The sequence below is a fragment of the Micromonospora phaseoli genome (genome assembly GCF_900109115.1).
GTDB lineage: Bacteria > Actinomycetota > Actinomycetes > Mycobacteriales > Micromonosporaceae > Micromonospora > Micromonospora phaseoli.
Genome location: NZ_FNYV01000002.1, coordinates 355,782 through 370,629, shown reverse-complemented (window position 1 = coordinate 370,629; position 14,848 = coordinate 355,782). Strand labels below are relative to the sequence as shown.

General features: G+C 71.2%; 13 protein-coding genes. 4 read left to right on the top strand and 9 right to left on the bottom strand.

The annotated features are described in order from the left end of the window. Complete coding sequence (locus tag BMY89_RS06480; RefSeq protein WP_092376481.1) at nucleotides 1-1,173, bottom strand: MFS transporter; 1,173 nt, start codon at nucleotides 1,171-1,173, stop codon at nucleotides 1-3. Nucleotides 1,174-1,214: 41 nt separating this feature from the next. On the opposite strand from BMY89_RS06480, the gene BMY89_RS06475 reads away from it, so the two are divergent. Continuing rightward, a complete protein-coding gene (locus tag BMY89_RS06475) occupies nucleotides 1,215-1,670 on the top strand; it encodes a MerR family transcriptional regulator (RefSeq protein WP_092376478.1) in 456 nt (151 codons plus the stop codon). Between the two features lie 8 nt (nucleotides 1,671-1,678). On the opposite strand, the gene BMY89_RS06470 is transcribed toward BMY89_RS06475, so the two are convergent. Both BMY89_RS06470 and BMY89_RS06465 read right to left on the bottom strand, forming a co-directional pair. Continuing rightward, entirely contained in the window at nucleotides 1,679-2,455 is a 777-nt protein-coding gene (locus tag BMY89_RS06470) for an SDR family NAD(P)-dependent oxidoreductase (RefSeq protein WP_092376475.1), read from the bottom strand. Next, nucleotides 2,452-3,300, bottom strand: coding sequence for a fumarylacetoacetate hydrolase family protein (locus BMY89_RS06465; RefSeq protein ID WP_092376472.1), 849 nt, complete (start codon nucleotides 3,298-3,300; stop codon nucleotides 2,452-2,454). The genes BMY89_RS06470 and BMY89_RS06465 overlap by 4 nt, the downstream gene beginning before the upstream one ends. A 235-nt stretch (nucleotides 3,301-3,535) precedes the next feature. Between BMY89_RS06465 and BMY89_RS06460 the strand changes: the two genes are divergently transcribed. Together BMY89_RS06460 and BMY89_RS06455 are read left to right on the top strand one after the other, a co-directional pair. Further along, nucleotides 3,536-4,000, top strand: a complete 465-nt coding sequence (locus BMY89_RS06460) for a universal stress protein (protein ID WP_092376469.1) — start codon at nucleotides 3,536-3,538, stop codon at nucleotides 3,998-4,000. Nucleotides 4,001-4,042: 42 nt separating this feature from the next. After that, nucleotides 4,043-4,675: a M23 family metallopeptidase gene (locus BMY89_RS06455; protein ID WP_092376466.1), complete on the top strand. Its 633-nt coding sequence runs from the start codon at nucleotides 4,043-4,045 to the stop codon at nucleotides 4,673-4,675. Between the two features lie 12 nt (nucleotides 4,676-4,687). On the opposite strand, the gene BMY89_RS06450 is transcribed toward BMY89_RS06455, so the two are convergent. The 6 genes from BMY89_RS06450 to kdpF form a co-directional block, all read right to left on the bottom strand. Next, entirely contained in the window at nucleotides 4,688-5,371 is a 684-nt protein-coding gene (locus tag BMY89_RS06450; protein ID WP_092376463.1) for a response regulator, read from the bottom strand. Beyond that, nucleotides 5,368-7,920: a sensor histidine kinase gene (locus tag BMY89_RS06445; protein ID WP_092376459.1), complete on the bottom strand. Its 2,553-nt coding sequence runs from the start codon at nucleotides 7,918-7,920 to the stop codon at nucleotides 5,368-5,370. Before BMY89_RS06445 ends, BMY89_RS06450 begins: the two co-directional genes overlap by 4 nt. Before the next feature lie 71 nt (nucleotides 7,921-7,991). Beyond that, the gene (locus BMY89_RS06440; protein ID WP_092376456.1) at nucleotides 7,992-8,873 is read right to left on the bottom strand and encodes a potassium-transporting ATPase subunit C; all 882 of its coding nucleotides are present in this window, start codon (nucleotides 8,871-8,873) and stop codon (nucleotides 7,992-7,994) included. Further along, entirely contained in the window at nucleotides 8,873-11,083 is a 2,211-nt protein-coding gene (gene kdpB, locus BMY89_RS06435) for a potassium-transporting ATPase subunit KdpB (protein WP_092377460.1), read from the bottom strand. Before kdpB ends, BMY89_RS06440 begins: the two co-directional genes overlap by 1 nt. 20 nt (nucleotides 11,084-11,103) lie before the next feature. Next, nucleotides 11,104-12,759, bottom strand: a complete 1,656-nt coding sequence (gene kdpA, locus BMY89_RS06430; protein WP_092376453.1) for a potassium-transporting ATPase subunit KdpA — start codon at nucleotides 12,757-12,759, stop codon at nucleotides 11,104-11,106. After that, nucleotides 12,759-12,848: a K(+)-transporting ATPase subunit F gene (gene kdpF, locus BMY89_RS06425; RefSeq protein WP_092376449.1), complete on the bottom strand. Its 90-nt coding sequence runs from the start codon at nucleotides 12,846-12,848 to the stop codon at nucleotides 12,759-12,761. Before kdpF ends, kdpA begins: the two co-directional genes overlap by 1 nt. A gap of 454 nt (nucleotides 12,849-13,302) precedes the next feature. On the opposite strand from kdpF, the gene BMY89_RS06420 reads away from it, so the two are divergent. Next, nucleotides 13,303-14,838 carry an ABC transporter substrate-binding protein gene (locus BMY89_RS06420; protein WP_092376446.1) on the top strand — a complete coding sequence of 512 codons (1,536 nt, stop codon included), beginning with the start codon at nucleotides 13,303-13,305 and terminating at the stop codon, nucleotides 14,836-14,838. The last annotated feature ends 10 nt before the right edge of the window (nucleotides 14,839-14,848 follow it).

Here is a 14,848-nt window from a genome sequence, read left to right as displayed (position 1 = left end):
TCATCGCCCGAGCAGTGCGTCGGACGAAGCCCTGCGAGACGACGAGACCCGGTTGAGGCGGGTGGCGACGATGGTGGCCGCCAGCACGGAGACGGCGGCGACCGGGCCGATCCAGGCCGGGCTGAGGCCGATCGCGAGCACGGTGCCGCCGAGCGCGGCGCCGAGGGCTCCGGCGGCACCGGCGACCGAGATGTTGACGGCGGCGACCAAGCCCGTGGTGGACGCCTCGACCTGACCCATCAGCCAGGTCTGGACCAGCGGTACGACCAGGAACGCCGCCGCACCCAACAGCACCAGCCCGGCCAGCGCCAGCGGGGCGATCGGCAGCAGCAGGGGTTGTACCAGCAGGATCGCCGTCAGCGCGCCGACGGCGAGGGGCAGTCGTCGGGTGATCGCCTCGGGGCGTACCCGGCCGGCGAGCAGGTTGCCGGCGATGGTGCCGAGGCCGTAGCCGACCAGGCCGACGCTGACCCAGCCGGGGGAGAGCCCGGTGACGGTGCGCAGCATCGGGGCGACGTAGGTGAAGGCGGCCACGAAACCGGTAAGCGCCAGCAGGGTGACCCCGAGTCCGGCGTAGATGCTGGGGCGCAGCAGCGCGCCGACGCTGTCCCGGACGCCGGCCGGTGGTGGGTTGGGGATCCGAGGGCAGAAGACGAGCACGCCGAGCAGCCCCAGCGCGGCCATGCCGGCCACGGCCACGAAGGTGACCGGCCAGCCGTGCGCCTCACCGATCAGGCTGCCCAGCGGCAGGCCGAGCACGGTGGCCAGGGCGAATCCGCCGAACAGCCGGGCCACCGCGACGGTCCGTCGTTCCGGCGGCACCGAGGCCATGGCCACCTGGGAGGCCACCGCCATGAACAGCGCCTGTGCCAGCGCCGAGCCCAGCCGGGCCGACAGCAGCATCGGGTACGAGGTGGCCATGGCGCTGGCCATCGCGGACACCGTGGCCAGCGCCATGGTGCCGGCGAGCAGCTCGCGGCGCGGCAGCCGTCGGGTCAGCACGGTGGCGACCGGGCCGCCCACGGTGACCACGATCATGTACGCGGTGACCAGCTGTCCGGCGGCGGCAACGGACACGTCCAGGTCGGTGGCGACCTGGGGGAGCAGGCCGACCAGCACGAACTCGGCGGTGGCCACGGCGAACGAGCAGACGAAGAGCACATAGATGATCACAGACGGACGTTAAAGCCTGACATCGACGTTAGAGTCAAGCGATGCGGATCGGTGAGTTGAGCGCGCGGACCGGCGCGTCGGTGCGGATGCTGCGGTACTACGAGGAGCAGGGCCTGCTGACGCCGGTACGCACCGACTCGGGCTACCGGATCTATCAGGAGTCCGACGTCGACCGGGTGGCCCGCATCCGGTGCATGCTGTCGGCCGCGCTGCCGTCCGGAGTGGTCGGACAGGCGCTGAGGTTCCTGCTGGACGGCCGGGCGGCGATCCCCGACCAGCCGGCTGACCGTGCCCGCCTGGCCGACACCCTTCAGCGGGAGCTGGACCTGCTGACCGGGAAGATCGAGTCGCTGCGGTCCAGCCGGGACCTGCTCGCCACCATCGTCGCCGACGTACGCGGTGACGTGGTGGGACCGGGCCGTCCCGGTGACCCGGGCCGCGCGGTGGTCCGCCGGTCGGTCCGCAAGGCGGGCCCGGCCGTCGGTCACGCCCGCTGAGTCGCCGCTCAGGCCCCACCCGGCGGTGTGGGCAGCCGCAGGCCGTGCATCCCGCCGTCGACGGCGAGCACGCTGCCGGTGGTCGACCCGGACAGCGGACTGGCCAGGTACGCGACGGCGGCGGCCACCTCTCGCGGGGTGGTGAGGCGGCCGGTGGGCTGGCGAGCCCGCAGCGCGGCCAGTTCCGCCGCCGGATCGTCGGCGGCGTCGAGCAGCCGGCGCACCCACGGGGTGTCCGCCGTGCCCGGATTGACGCAGTTGACCCGGATGCCGGAGGTCACGTGGTCGGCGGCCATCGCCAGGGTGAGTGCCTGCACCGCGCCCTTGCTGGCGCTGTACAGCGCCCGCTGCGGTAGCCCGAGCCAGGCGGCGATGGAGCCGATGTTGACGATCGCGGCGTGCGCGGAGGCGCGCAGGTGCGGCAGCGCGGCCCGGGTCACCCGGACGATGCCGACCACGTTGACGTCGAGTACCCGGTGCCATTCGTCATCGGTGTCAGCCTCGATGGTGCCGACCGCGCCGATGGCGGCATTGTTGATCAGGACGTCGAGGCCGCCGAACGCCTCGTTCGCGGCGGCGACAGCGGACCGGACGGACGCGTCGTCGGTCACGTCGGCGGCCAGGCCGAGCAACGGCTCGGGTACCTGCTGTGGGTTCAGGTCCAGGCAGGCCACCCGGGCGCCACGCTCGGCGAGCAGGGTGGCCGTGGCCAGGCCGATGCCGGAGGCCCCACCGGTTACCACCGCCGACAGCCCGGCGAACTCCGGTGCCTCGGCGCCGGTCACGCCGGTGCCAGTGTCTGACGTTGCCGGCCCAGGCCGTCGATCTCCAGCTCGACCACGTCGCCGGCGGACAGGTACGGCTTCGGGTCCGGCTGCCCGAGGGCGACGCCGGCCGGAGTGCCGGTGTTGATGACGTCACCGGGGTAGAGCACCATGAAATGGCTCAGATAGCGGACGATCTCGGCCACCGGAAACACCATGTTCTTGGTGGTGCCGTCCTGACGGAGCCTGCCGTTGACCCAGAGCCGCAGCCCGAGGTCCTGCGGATCAGGGATCTCGTCGGCGGTCACCAGCCACGGGCCGAGCGGGTTGAACGTCTCGCAGGACTTGCCCTTGTCCCACTGGCCGCCCCGGTCGAGTTGGAACTCCCGCTCGGACACGTCATGGGAGATGGCGTAGCCGGCCACGCACTCCGACGCCTCCTCGGCGGAGGCCAGGTAGCGCGCCTTCCGGCCGATCACGACGGCGAGTTCCACCTCCCAGTCGGTCCTGGTGCTGCCGCGGGGCACCAGCACAGTGTCGTCCGGACCGACCACTGTGTCCGGTGCCTTGAGGAAGACCACCGGCTCGGCGGGCAGCGCCGCGCCCGTCTCGGCGGCGTGGTCCCGGTAGTTCAGGCCGATGCAGACGATCTTGCCGGGGCGCAGCGGGGGACCGATCCGCAGGTCGACGCCGTCGAGCGCCGGCAGTTCGTCCGGCCTCACCCTGGCCAGCCGGGCGAGACCGTCGGCGGCCAGGAAGGCGGCATCCAGGTCGTCGATGAGCCCACTGAGGTCACGCAGCCCGCCGGCCTCGTCGAGGAGCGCCGGGCGCTCCCGCCCCGGCGCGCCCACCCGCAACAGCTTCACCGGTCGCCCCCAGAATCCGCGTCGCAATGGGCCAGCAATACGTCTGATGTCTACCAGGTGATCGAGACGTGTCACAAGGCCGCGAGATCGATCAGGACAGCTGCCCGAGGTGGTCGACCCGGGCCGCAGGTCCCGTCCGATCGGACCGTCAGCCCCGCCGCTTCGGGACCTCGGCTTCTGGTACGGCCACCGCCGGCACGCTGCACTGGAGGGGAGCAGGAGAGGAGTGAGGACGATGACCTATCTGATCGTTGTGGGTGTCGACGGCTCGGACGGTGGACGGCGAGCCCTGCGGTGGGCGGTGCAGGAGGCGGCCGGTCGTGGCGGCACCGTGCAGGCGGTCACCGCGTGGCGGTGGGACGGCCTGGACGGAGGCGCCATGGTCGCGCCGAATCCGATCGAGGAGGAGGAGCGGGCCCACGCCCTGCTGGCGCGGGAGATCGCCGCGGTCACCCGGGACGGGACGGCGGCGCCGGTCGCCGCCGAGGTCGTCGAGGGCCGGCCCGCCGACGTGCTCTCCGCCGCCGCCCGCGGCGCCGACCTGCTGGTGCTCGGCAGCCACGGCCACGGTCGACTGCGGCACACCGTGCTCGGCTCCGTCAGCGAGGAATGCGTACGCAAGGCGACCTGCCCGGTCGTGGTGATCCCGGTGCCGGCTCCGGTACCGACCAACGCCGCCGTGCCGGTGCTGCCCGGCTGATCCCGCCGGGTGCCCAGAGATCGGGTGTGGCCGGCGTCTGCCATGCTCTGGACGGTGACGTCCGGCCACCCTCGTTCCCACCGCCGCGCCCGCCGACGGGCCCGGTGGGCCCTGCTCTGTCTCGGTGTCGTGATCGCCCTGGCGGTGGCGGCCGTGTTCGTGCTCCGCCCGCCCGGTCCGCGCCCGCTGTTCCAGATGCCCGTCGCCTGCGGTGAGACGTGGCAGATCGGCACCTACCCCGGTCACGGCGACTACGACGTGGACTTCTTCCCGCTCTCCGGCGACCCCTGGGGGCAGCCGGTGCTCGCCTCCGCCGACGGCACGGTCACCGTGGCCGGCATCAACGGGTCGTTGGGTGGTCGTACCCCGGACAACCCGGACGGTCCCCGGGGCCGGGGCGGCGGCTACTGGGTGAAGATCGACCACGGCGGCCGGTGGGAGACCCAGTACCTGCACCTGCTGGAACCGCCCCTGGTGGCGGAAGGCCAGCGGGTCTCCCAGGGCGACCAGATCGGGCGGGTCGGCAGCACCGGCAACTCCGGCGCCCCGCACCTGCACTACGAGCAGCGTCAGGGCTGGCAGAAGGTCGAGACCTGGTTCGACGGTGCCCCGTCGGGCATCACCACCGACGAGGCCGAGTACACGGCGCGGCTGACCAGCAACAACTGCCCGTAGGACCGGGGCCGCTCACGGCTGATAGCGGTAGCCCATGCCGGGTTCGGTGATCAGGTGACGGGGCCGGGCCGGGTCGTCCTCCAGCTTCCGGCGCAGCTGGGCCAGGTACTGCCGCAGGTAGTTGGTCTCGGTCTGGTACTCCGGACCCCACACGTCGTGCAGCAGCTGCCGCTGGCTGATCAGCTTGCCCGGGTTGCGCAGCAGCTTCTCCAGCACGCCCCACTGGGTGGGCGTCAACCTGACCTCGGTGCCGTCGTCGCGGGTCACGGTGCGGGCGGCGAGGTCCACGGTGTGCCGGCCGACCTGGGCCGTTGCGCCGGCTGCCTCGCCGGCCGGGCCGAGCCGGCGGGTGACGGCGCGGATGCGGGCGAGGAGTTCGTCGACGCCGAAGGGCTTGGTCACGTAGTCGTCGGCGCCGGCGTCGAGGGCGGTCACCTTGTCGTCGCTGCCGGCCCTCCCGGACAGCACGATGATGGGCACGGTGGTCCAGCCGCGCAGCCCGCCGATCACCTCGACGCCGTCCAGGTCGGGCAGGCCGAGGTCGAGTACGACCAGGTCGGGCGGGTGACTGGCGGCGGCCTTGAGCGCGTCGGCACCGGTCGCGGCGATGTCCACCTCGTAGCCGCGGGCGCGCAGGTTGATCCGCAGGGCGCGCAGGATCTGGGGCTCGTCGTCGACGACGAGGATGCGGGTCATCGCGGCACGCCTTCCGTGGGCCCGGTCGGCGCGGCGGGTAGCCGCAGCACCATGGTCAGTCCACCACCGGGGGTGGTCTCGGGGGTGATGCCGCCGCCCATCGCCTCGGCGAGGCCACGGGACAGGGCGAGGCCGAGCCCGACGCCGGTGGTGTTGTCGCGGTCGCCGAGGCGCTGGAACGGTTGGAAGACGTGTTCCCACTGGTCGACGGGGATGCCCGGGCCACGATCGATGATCCGCAGCTCGACGTGCCCGGCGTGGGCGCTCGCGGTGACGACCGGTGGCTGGTCGGGTGGACTGTGCCGCAGGGCGTTGGCGACGATGTTGACCAGGACCCGCTCCAGCAGGCCGGGGTCGGCGGTGGCGGCCGGCAGGTCGGCGGGAATCTCGGTGCCGACCTGCGACGCGGCCGGCCCGAGTTCGTCCAGGGCCCGGGGGACGACGTCCTCCAGCCACACGGCGACCGGGTGGACGCCGAGGGCACCGGCCTGTAGGCGGCTCATGTCGAGCAGGTTCGCCACCAGTTGGCCGAGCCGGTCGAGGGACTCGTCCGCGGTGGCGAGCAACTCGTCCCGATCCTCGGCGTCGAACTCGACGTCGTGGCTGCGCAGGCTGGACACGGCCGCTTTGGCCGAGGCGAGCGGCGTACGCAGGTCGTGGCTGACGGCGGCGAGCAGCGCGGTGCGCATCCGGTCGGCGGCGGCGAGCGGACGGGCCGTGGCAGCCTCCTCGGCGAGACGTTCCTGACGCAGCGCGATCGCGGCCTGGGCGGCGAACGCCTCGACCACGCGCCGGTCGGCGGCCTCCAGCCGGCGCCCGCAGAGCACGACGGTGAGCCGCTCGTCCACCGGCACGGCCGTCTCACCGGCTGCGGGGCTGGTGGCCGGGGCCTCGCCGACGCTCGCCACGACCCGCCAGGCGCCCTCCGCGCGGGCCCGGTCCGGCCGCCCCGCGGCGTCGGTGACCGACTCGAGGAGGCTCACCGAGCGCAACGCGAAGGTCTCCCGCAGCCGGTCGAGCAGGGCCGGCAGGGGATCTCCGCCGCGCAGCACGCTGCCGGCGACGGTGGCGAGGGTCTGCGCCTCGGCGGACGCTCGGGCCGCTTCCCGGGTGCGCCGGGCGGCCGTGTCGACCACCCAGCTCACCGCGACCGCGACCCCGACGAACACCGCCAGGGCGATCGCGTTGTCCGCGCCGGCGATCGTCAGGGTGCGCGACGGCGGGGTGAAGAACCAGTTCAGCAGTAAGGTGCCGCCGAGCGCGGCGACCAGGGCCGGCCACCGCCCACCGACCAGCGCGACGCCCACCACGGCGGCCAGGAAGATCAGAATGTCGCTGGTCAGGGTGAGGTCGGGCAGCGCACCGACGAGGAGGGTGAGCAGCGGCATGCCGAGTCCCGCCAGCGCGAAGCCGAGCAGCCGGCGCCGCCGCGACAACGCGGCGGGCACCCCGCCGGTGCGCCGGCCGCGACCGGCTTCGGCGTGCGTGACCAGATGTACGTCGATGGGCCCGGACAGGGCAGTCGCGGTGACCCCGACGCCCCGGGAGAACAACTGCGCGAACCGTCCCCGACGGCTGGCGCCGAGGACGAGCTGGGTGGCGTTGACACCTCGGGCGAAGTCGAGCAGCGCCGCCGGAATGTCGGTACCCAGCACCTGGTGGTACGTGCCGCCGAGGCTCTCCAGAAGGACCCGCTGCCGGGCGAGCTGGGCGGGGTCGGCACCGACCAGGCCGTCGCTGCGGGCCACGTGCACGGCGAGCAGATCGGCGCCCTTGCTGCGGGCGGCGACGCGGGCGGCACGGCGGACGAGGGTGTCGCCCTCCGGCCCTCCGGTGAGGGCGACCACGACCCGTTCGCGTGCCTCCCAGGTCGCCGAGATGCCCTGCTGGTTGCGGTAGCGGTCGAGCTGGTCGTCGACCTTGTCGGCGAGCCAGAGCAGGGCCAGCTCGCGCAGGGCGGTGAGGTTGCCGACCCGGAAGTAGTTGCCGAGCGCGGCGTCGATCTTGTCGGGTCGGTAGATGTTGCCGTGCGCCATCCGGCGGCGCAGCGCCTCGGGAGTCATGTCGACCAGCTCGACCTGCTCGGCGGCGCGGACCACGGCGTCCGGCACGGTCTCCCGCTGCACGGTGCCGGTGATCTGGGCGACCACGTCGTTGAGCGAGTCGAGATGCTGGATGTTGACCGTGGTGAGCACGGTGATGCCGGCGTCGAGCAGTTCCTGGACGTCCTGCCAGCGCTTGACGTTGCGAGAGCCCGGGACGTTGGTGTGGGCCAGCTCGTCCACCACGGCGATCTCGGGCCGGCGGGCGAGGACGCCGTCGAGGTCCATCTCGGTGAACTCGGTGCCCCGGTAGGGGACGGTCTGCCGAGGCACCTGCTCCAGGTCACCGATCATCGCCGCGGTGTGCTCACGGCCGTGCGTCTCCACGAACCCGATCACCACGTCGGTGCCGCGCGCGGCCCGCCGGTGCGCCTCCTCCAACATCGCGTACGTCTTGCCGACGCCGGGGGCGGCGCCGAGATAGATGCGCAGTTCACCCCGCGCCATCGCATCCCTCCCTCCGAAGGAAGGGCCCCCTGTTATCGCCTTTTGTATAGCAGGGGGCCCTTCTTAACACCTCAACCGGCGGGGAACTCCCGGTCCAGCGCCAGGTTCAGCCGCAGCACGTCGACCGTGGGCGCGCCGAGAAAACCGAGCGCCCGGCCGCTGGTGTGTGCGGCGACCAGGCGAGAGACCTCGGCCGGCTCCGCGCCGCGCTCGCGCGCCACCCGATCGACCTGGATTCGCGCGTACGCCGGACTGATGTGCGGGTCGAGACCGCTGCCGCTGGCGGTGACCGCGTCGGCCGGTACCGCGGGCTCGGCCGGCGCGTCGCCGCGGATCGGGGTGACCAGCCCACCGGCGGCGAGGTAGTCCTGCCCGGGCTGGGCCAACTCCACCGCCACGCCCTCGTAGCTGGCGAGGAACGGGGTGGCCGGGGCGGTCTGGTTGACGCTGACCACTCGGGTGATCGGGCCGGTCAGCCCGTCGCTGCGGAACACCGCGAGGACGGCGCCGACCCCGTCGGCGGTGCAGTACGGGCGGCGCCCGTCGACCCCGTCGAGCTGACCGATGGCCGCGCTGCGGGCACAGACCTGGGTGAGCAGGCTCTGCGTCGACTCCTCCGGATCGATCGCGACGGTGTCGACCACGCTCTCGGGGCCGAGGTTGCTGGCGGCGGTGGAGGTGGGGTCGTAGCCGTCGCCGGCGGCTGACGGGCGGGACTGGAAGTACCGCGGGACGGGGTTGCCGTCGGCGTCGGTGAAGGACTGGCCGATCAGGGCGCTGCCGACGGTCGTTCCGTCGGCCGTGATCAACGAGCCGGCGGACTTGTCGGCGAGGCCGGGCACGCGGCCGACGGCGACCAGGGCGAGGGGGTACGCGAGGCCGAGCAGCACGGTGAAGACGAGCAGCGCGCGCAGGGCGGCGAGGTGTTGGGCGAGCCAGTTGGGGAGGCGCATCACGAGATCCCTGGGATGAACTGGATGAGCAGGTCGATGAGCTTGATGCCGATGAACGGCACGATGATGCCGCCGAGGCCGTAGACCAGCAGGTTGCGGCCGAGCAGCTTCGACGCGGCTGCCGGTCGGTACCGCACACCGCGTAGCGCTAGCGGGATCAGCGCGACGATGACGATCGCGTTGAAGACCACCGCCGACAGGATCGCCGACTCCGGGCTGGAGAGCCGCATGATGTTCAGCGCGTCGAGGCTCGGGTAGATGCCGGCGAACATGGCCGGGATGATCGCGAAGTACTTCGCGATGTCGTTCGCAATGGAGAAGGTGGTCAGCGCACCCCGGGTGATCAGCAACTGCTTGCCGATCTCGACGATCTCGATCAGCTTGGTCGGGTCGGAGTCGAGGTCGACCATGTTGCCGGCCTCCTTCGCGGCGGAGGTGCCGGTGTTCATGGCGACTCCCACGTCGGCCTGGGCGAGCGCCGGGGCGTCGTTGGTGCCGTCACCGGTCATCGCGACCAACCGGCCGCCCTCCTGCTCCCGCTTGATCAGCGCGAGCTTGTCCTCCGGCGTGGCCTCGGCGAGGAAGTCGTCCACCCCGGCCTCCTCGGCGATCGCCTTGGCGGTACGCGGGTTGTCGCCAGTGATCATGACGGTCCGGATGCCCATCCGGCGCATCTCGTCGAAGCGTTCCCGCATGCCGGCCTTGACCACGTCCTTGAGGTGGATCACGCCGAGTGCCCGCGCCGGCTGGCCGTCGAGGTGCTCGGCCACGACCAGCGGGGTGCCGCCGACGCCGCTGATCTCGTCGACGAGCTGGCCGACCTGTTCGGTGGGGTGGCCGCCGAGGTCGCGTACCCACTTCATCACCGAGGCGGCGGCGCCCTTGCGGATCCGGCGGGCCCCTCCGGCGGTGTCACCGTCGCCGGTGGCGTCGGGCGTCAGGTCGACGCCGCTCATCCGGGTCTGCGCGGTGAACGGTACGAAGGTGGCGTGCGGCATGAAACCGGGCTCGCGTTCGCGAAGTCCGAACTCGTTCTTGGCGAGCACCACGACCGACCGGCCCTCCGGGGTTTCGTCGGCGAGGCTGGAGAGCTGGGCCGCGTCGGCCACCTCGTCGGCGGTGACCCCCTCGACCGGTAGGAACTCGGCGGCCTGCCGGTTGCCCAGCGTGATGGTGCCGGTCTTGTCCAGCAGCAGGGTGTTGACGTCGCCGGCGGCCTCCACGGCCCGCCCGCTCATGGCGAGCACGTTGCGCTGGACCAGGCGGTCCATGCCGGCGATGCCGATCGCCGACAGCAGCGCCCCGATGGTGGTCGGGATCAGGCAGACCAGCAGGGAGACCAGCACGATGCCGGTGACGCCCTCGTCGGTGATCGCCTGGGTGTCGGCCGCGGCGGCCTGGAAGTCCTTCGAGAAGATCGCCAGCGGCTGGAGGGTGACCACGGCCAGCAGGAAGATGATCGTGAGTGTCGCGAGCAGGATGTTCAGCGCGATCTCGTTCGGCGTCTTCTGCCGGTTGGCGCCCTCCACCAGGGAGATCATCCGGTCGATGAAGCTCTCACCCGGCTTCTGGGTGATCTTGACGATGATCCGGTCGGACAACACCTTCGTGCCGCCGGTGACCGCGCTGCGATCGCCACCGGACTCCCGGATGACCGGGGCCGACTCGCCGGTGATCGCGGACTCGTCGACGCTCGCGATGCCCTCGACCACGTCGCCGTCACCGGGGATGATGCCACCGGCCTCGACCAGGACGATGTCGCCCTGCTGGAGATCGGGGGCCGGCACGGCCGTCTCCTGGTACCGGCTGGCCGGTGCGCCCGGGGTCCACCCGGTCAACCGGGTGGCGATGGTGTCCTTCTTCGCCCTGCGCAGGGTGGCTGCCTGCGCCTTGCCGCGCCCCTCGGCGACCGCCTCGGCGAGGTTGGCGAAGAGCACGGTCAGCCAGAGCCAGACCGTGATGGCCCAGGCGAAGACCGAGGGGTCGAGCACCGCGAGCACGGTGGTGAACGCGGCCCCGATCTCGACGATCAGCATCACGGGGGTGCGCCACAGGGTGCGCGGGTCCAGCTTGCGTAGAGCGTCGGGGAGGGATCTGATCAGCTGCCCGGGGTCGAGCAGGCCGCCGCCGGCCCGGTTGCCCTGGGTGGCCGGTGTGCCGGCGGTCGCCGCGTCGGCGGTGCCGTGCGGTGCCGGCGTGGACGTGGTCATGTCCTTCTCTTTCATGGTGGTCACAGCCCCTCGGCCAGGGGGCCGAGTGCGAGCGCGGGTAGGAAGGTGAGCGCGACGAGGATCACCGTGACGCCGACGACCATCCCGACGAAGAGCGGCCGGTGCGTGGGCAGGGTGCCCTCGGAGGCGGGTACCGGATGCTGGCGGGCCAGCGAGCCGGCCAGTGCGAGCACGAAGATGATCGGCAGGAATCGGCCGAGCAGCATGCACAGGCCCAGGGCAGTGTTCCACCAGGGCGTGCTGACGGTGATGCCGGCGAACGCGGAGCCGTTGTTGTTGCTGGCGGAGGTGAAGGCGTAGAGCACCTCCGACAGACCGTGCGGGCCGACGTTGAGCGCGGTGGAGTTGTTCCCGGTGGCGAACGCCGCCGCCGTGCCGATCAGCACCAGCACCGGGGTGACCAGGAAGTACAGCGACGCGAACTGGATCTCCCGGGCCCCGATCTTCTTGCCCACGTACTCCGGGGTACGGCCGACCATCAGCCCGGCGACGAACACGGTGATCAGCGCGAGGACCAGCAGGCCGTACAGGCCGGCGCCGACGCCGCCGGGTGCGACCTCGCCGAACATCATGTTGACCATCGGCATCATGCCGCCGAGCGAGGTGTACGAGTCGTGGAACGAGTTCACCGCACCGGTGGAGGTGAGTGTGGTGGCGGCGGCGAAGGTGGCCGAGTTCGACACGTCGAACCGGGCCTCCTTGCCCTCCATGGCCGCACCGACCGCCTGCGGGACCGTGCCGTGACCGGACAGCTCGAAGACGTTGGTCAGGGTGATGCTGGCGAGCGCCAGGATCGCCATCACCGCGACGATCGCGTAGCCCTGCCGGACCTGGCCGACCATCCGGCCGAAGACCCGGGGCAGGCTGAATGGGATCACCAGGAGCAGGAAGATCTCCAGCCAGTTCGTCCAGGTGGTCGGGTTCTCGAACGGGTGGGCGCTGTTGACGTTGTAGAAGCCGCCGCCGTTCGTGCCCAACTCCTTGATGACCTCCTGGCTGGCCACTGGCCCACCGGTGATGGTCTGGCTGCCCCCGGTCAGCGTGGTGATCTCCGTACCGGCGGAGAGGTTCTGCACCACGCCCCCGAGCATCAGCACTACCGCCCCGAGCACCGAGATCGGCAGCAGCACCCGCACCGTGATCCGGGTCAGGTCGACCCAGAAGTTGCCCAACTCGCCGGTTCGGCTGCGGGCGAACCCACGGACCAGCGCGACCGCGACGGCGATGCCCACCGCGGCGGAGACGAAATTCTGCACCGCCAGCCCGGACATCTGCACCAGGTGACCCAGGGTGGACTCACCCGAATACCACTGCCAGTTGGTGTTCGTCACGAACGAGACCGCGGTGTTCCAGGCCTCGTGGGTGACCACCGGGTCGAGTCCGAGCGACAGCCACAGATGGTGCTGCAATCGTAGGAAGGCGTAGAGGAACAGCACCGAGACGGCCGAGAAGGCCAGCACCGCGCGGGCGTACACGCCCCAGGACTGCTCGGTGGCCGGGTTCACCCCGACCAGCCGGTACAGGCCCCGCTCGATTTTCAGGTGCCGCGTGCCGGAGACCACCCGGTACAGATAGTCACCGAACGGTCGGTGTACGGCGGCCAGCGCAGCGGCCAGCGACAGGACGAAGATGACGCCGGCTGTGGTCGTACTCATCAGAAGCGCTCCGGGAACAGCAGGGCGACCACCAGGTACACGGCCAGGCCGATCGCCAGCACCAGGCCCACGACGTTGACTCCGGTCACCGCTTCTCCACCGCCCGCACGACCAGCGTGAGTGCCGCGAACAGCACCACCGTCGACACCACGAACAGCACGTCAGACACTGCTGACTCCCTTGACAGATTGCCTCGGCGACCGCCCTCCGGCCGCCTGGCAATCACAACGCCGCCACTGCGCCGGTGGAAGCGGCCGTGACGCGACCATGACGAGAGACGCCGAATTCTTGACGCGGCTTTCACGCTGGCCCAACCGTCGGGTGACGCCGTTCACAGCAGGTCACAGAACGGCGGCGATCGGGGTTGCCCGCACGGTCCGTGGTCTGCCGGCCGGCGGGTTTGCGGTTAGCGTGGGGCGAGGAGGGGAGGCCGGAGCCCGGTCGGACGGGCAATTTGCCACGATTTGTGTTGACATCCGCCGGCCTGGAGGCCAGACTCGCAAAAATCTTTCAACTGCCGGGGAAGAATCCAGGGGGAGGACCATGTCCAGCACCAGATTCCGAATGGCCGGTGCCACCTTCGCACTGATGCTCGCCGCTGCGGCCGGCTGTAGCGCGGGCGACGGCGTCGAGGTCGACGGAGCCGACGGGGCATCCGCCGGCGGCGTCCTCAATGCCGCCATCGGCGGTGAGCCCGACCAGCTCGACCCGCACAAGACCTCCGCGTACTACAGCTTCCAGGTGCTGGAGAACGTCTACGACACGCTGGTCGAGCCGGACGCGAACCTGGAGATGAAGCCCTCGCTGGCCACCGAGTGGACCACCAGTGACGACCAGCTGACCTGGACGTTCACCCTCCGCGAGGGAGTGAAGTTCTCCGACGGCTCGCCGCTCACCGCCGAGGACGTCGTCTTCTCCTACAACCGGATCATCGACGAGAAGCTGAACACCGCGTACAAGTTCGGCACCGTCGAGTCGGTGACCGCGCCCGACCCGAGGACCGTCGTCGTCACCCTCGACGCGCCCACCCCCAACCTGCTCGCCAACCTCGGCGGTTTCAAGGGCGTGGCGATCGTCCAGAAGGCCAACGTGGAGTCCGGCGAGGTGACGACCAAGCCGGTCGGCAGCGGCCCCTTCGCCATCGGCAGCTACACCTCCGGCGACAGCATCAAACTGGTCCGCAACGACAACTACTGGGGCGAGAGGCCCAAGCTCGACGGGGTCACCTTCACCTTCGTCAGCGACCCCACCGTGGCGCTGCAGAACCTGCGCGGCGGTGAGGTCCAGTGGACCGACAACCTGCCGCCCCAGCAGGTCCCGGCGTTGCGGGACGGCGACGACCCCACGGTCCAGTCGGTACCGTCGACCGACTACTGGTACCTCGCCCTCAACCAGGCCCGCGAGCCGTACGACGACGTCAACGTGCGCCGGGCGATCGCCTTCGCGCTGGACCGGGAGGCGATCACCAAGGCCGCCAAGTTCGGGCTGGCCACGGTGAACCAGGCGGCAATCCCACAGAACAGCGCCTTCCACTACGAGTACGCGCCGTACTCGCACGATGTGAACCAGGCGCGGCAACTGCTCGACCAGGCCGGCGTCAGCGGGCTGACCATGGACCTGATGGTCACCAACGAGTACCCGGAGACGGTCACCGCCGCGCAGGTCATCGCGTCGCAGTTGGAGGGCGTCGGCATCACCGTCAAGATCCGTACGCTGGACTTCGCCCAGTGGCTCGACGAGCAGGGCGCCGGCAACTTCGACTCGTTCATGCTCGGCTGGCTGGGCAACATCGATCCCGACGAGTTCTACTACGCCCAGCACCACAGCGGCGGGACGTTCAACTTCCACAAGTACAACAACCCGAACGTTGACCGGCTGCTCGACCAGGCCCGGACGGAGGTCGACCAGGCCGCCCGCAAGCAGCAGTACGACCAGGTGGCCAAGCAGATCGTGGACGACGCCAGCTACATCTACCTCTACAACCCCGACGTCGCGCAGGGCTGGTCCACGCGGGTCTCCGGCTACGAGGTACGCACCGACAGGGCGATCCGGTTCCGCGACGTGGCACTGGCCAAGTGAGCCGGCGGGT

Excerpts from the sequence above, each read along its gene's own strand:
- BMY89_RS06475 (WP_092376478.1), top strand. The coding sequence starts at position 1,215 with ATGCGGATCGGTGAGTTGAGCGCGCGGACCGGCGCGTCGGTGCGGATG.
- BMY89_RS06460 (WP_092376469.1), top strand. The coding sequence starts at position 3,536 with ATGACCTATCTGATCGTTGTGGGTGTCGACGGCTCGGACGGTGGACGG.
- BMY89_RS06455 (WP_092376466.1), top strand. The coding sequence starts at position 4,043 with ATGCTCTGGACGGTGACGTCCGGCCACCCTCGTTCCCACCGCCGCGCC.
- BMY89_RS06450 (WP_092376463.1), bottom strand. The coding sequence starts at position 5,371 with ATGACCCGCATCCTCGTCGTCGACGACGAGCCCCAGATCCTGCGCGCC.
- BMY89_RS06445 (WP_092376459.1), bottom strand. The coding sequence starts at position 7,920 with ATGGCGCGGGGTGAACTGCGCATCTATCTCGGCGCCGCCCCCGGCGTC.
- BMY89_RS06440 (WP_092376456.1), bottom strand. The coding sequence starts at position 8,873 with ATGCGCCTCCCCAACTGGCTCGCCCAACACCTCGCCGCCCTGCGCGCG.
- kdpB (WP_092377460.1), bottom strand. The coding sequence starts at position 11,083 with ATGACCACGTCCACGCCGGCACCGCACGGCACCGCCGACGCGGCGACC.
- kdpA (WP_092376453.1), bottom strand. The coding sequence starts at position 12,759 with ATGAGTACGACCACAGCCGGCGTCATCTTCGTCCTGTCGCTGGCCGCT.
- BMY89_RS06420 (WP_092376446.1), top strand. The coding sequence starts at position 13,303 with ATGTCCAGCACCAGATTCCGAATGGCCGGTGCCACCTTCGCACTGATG.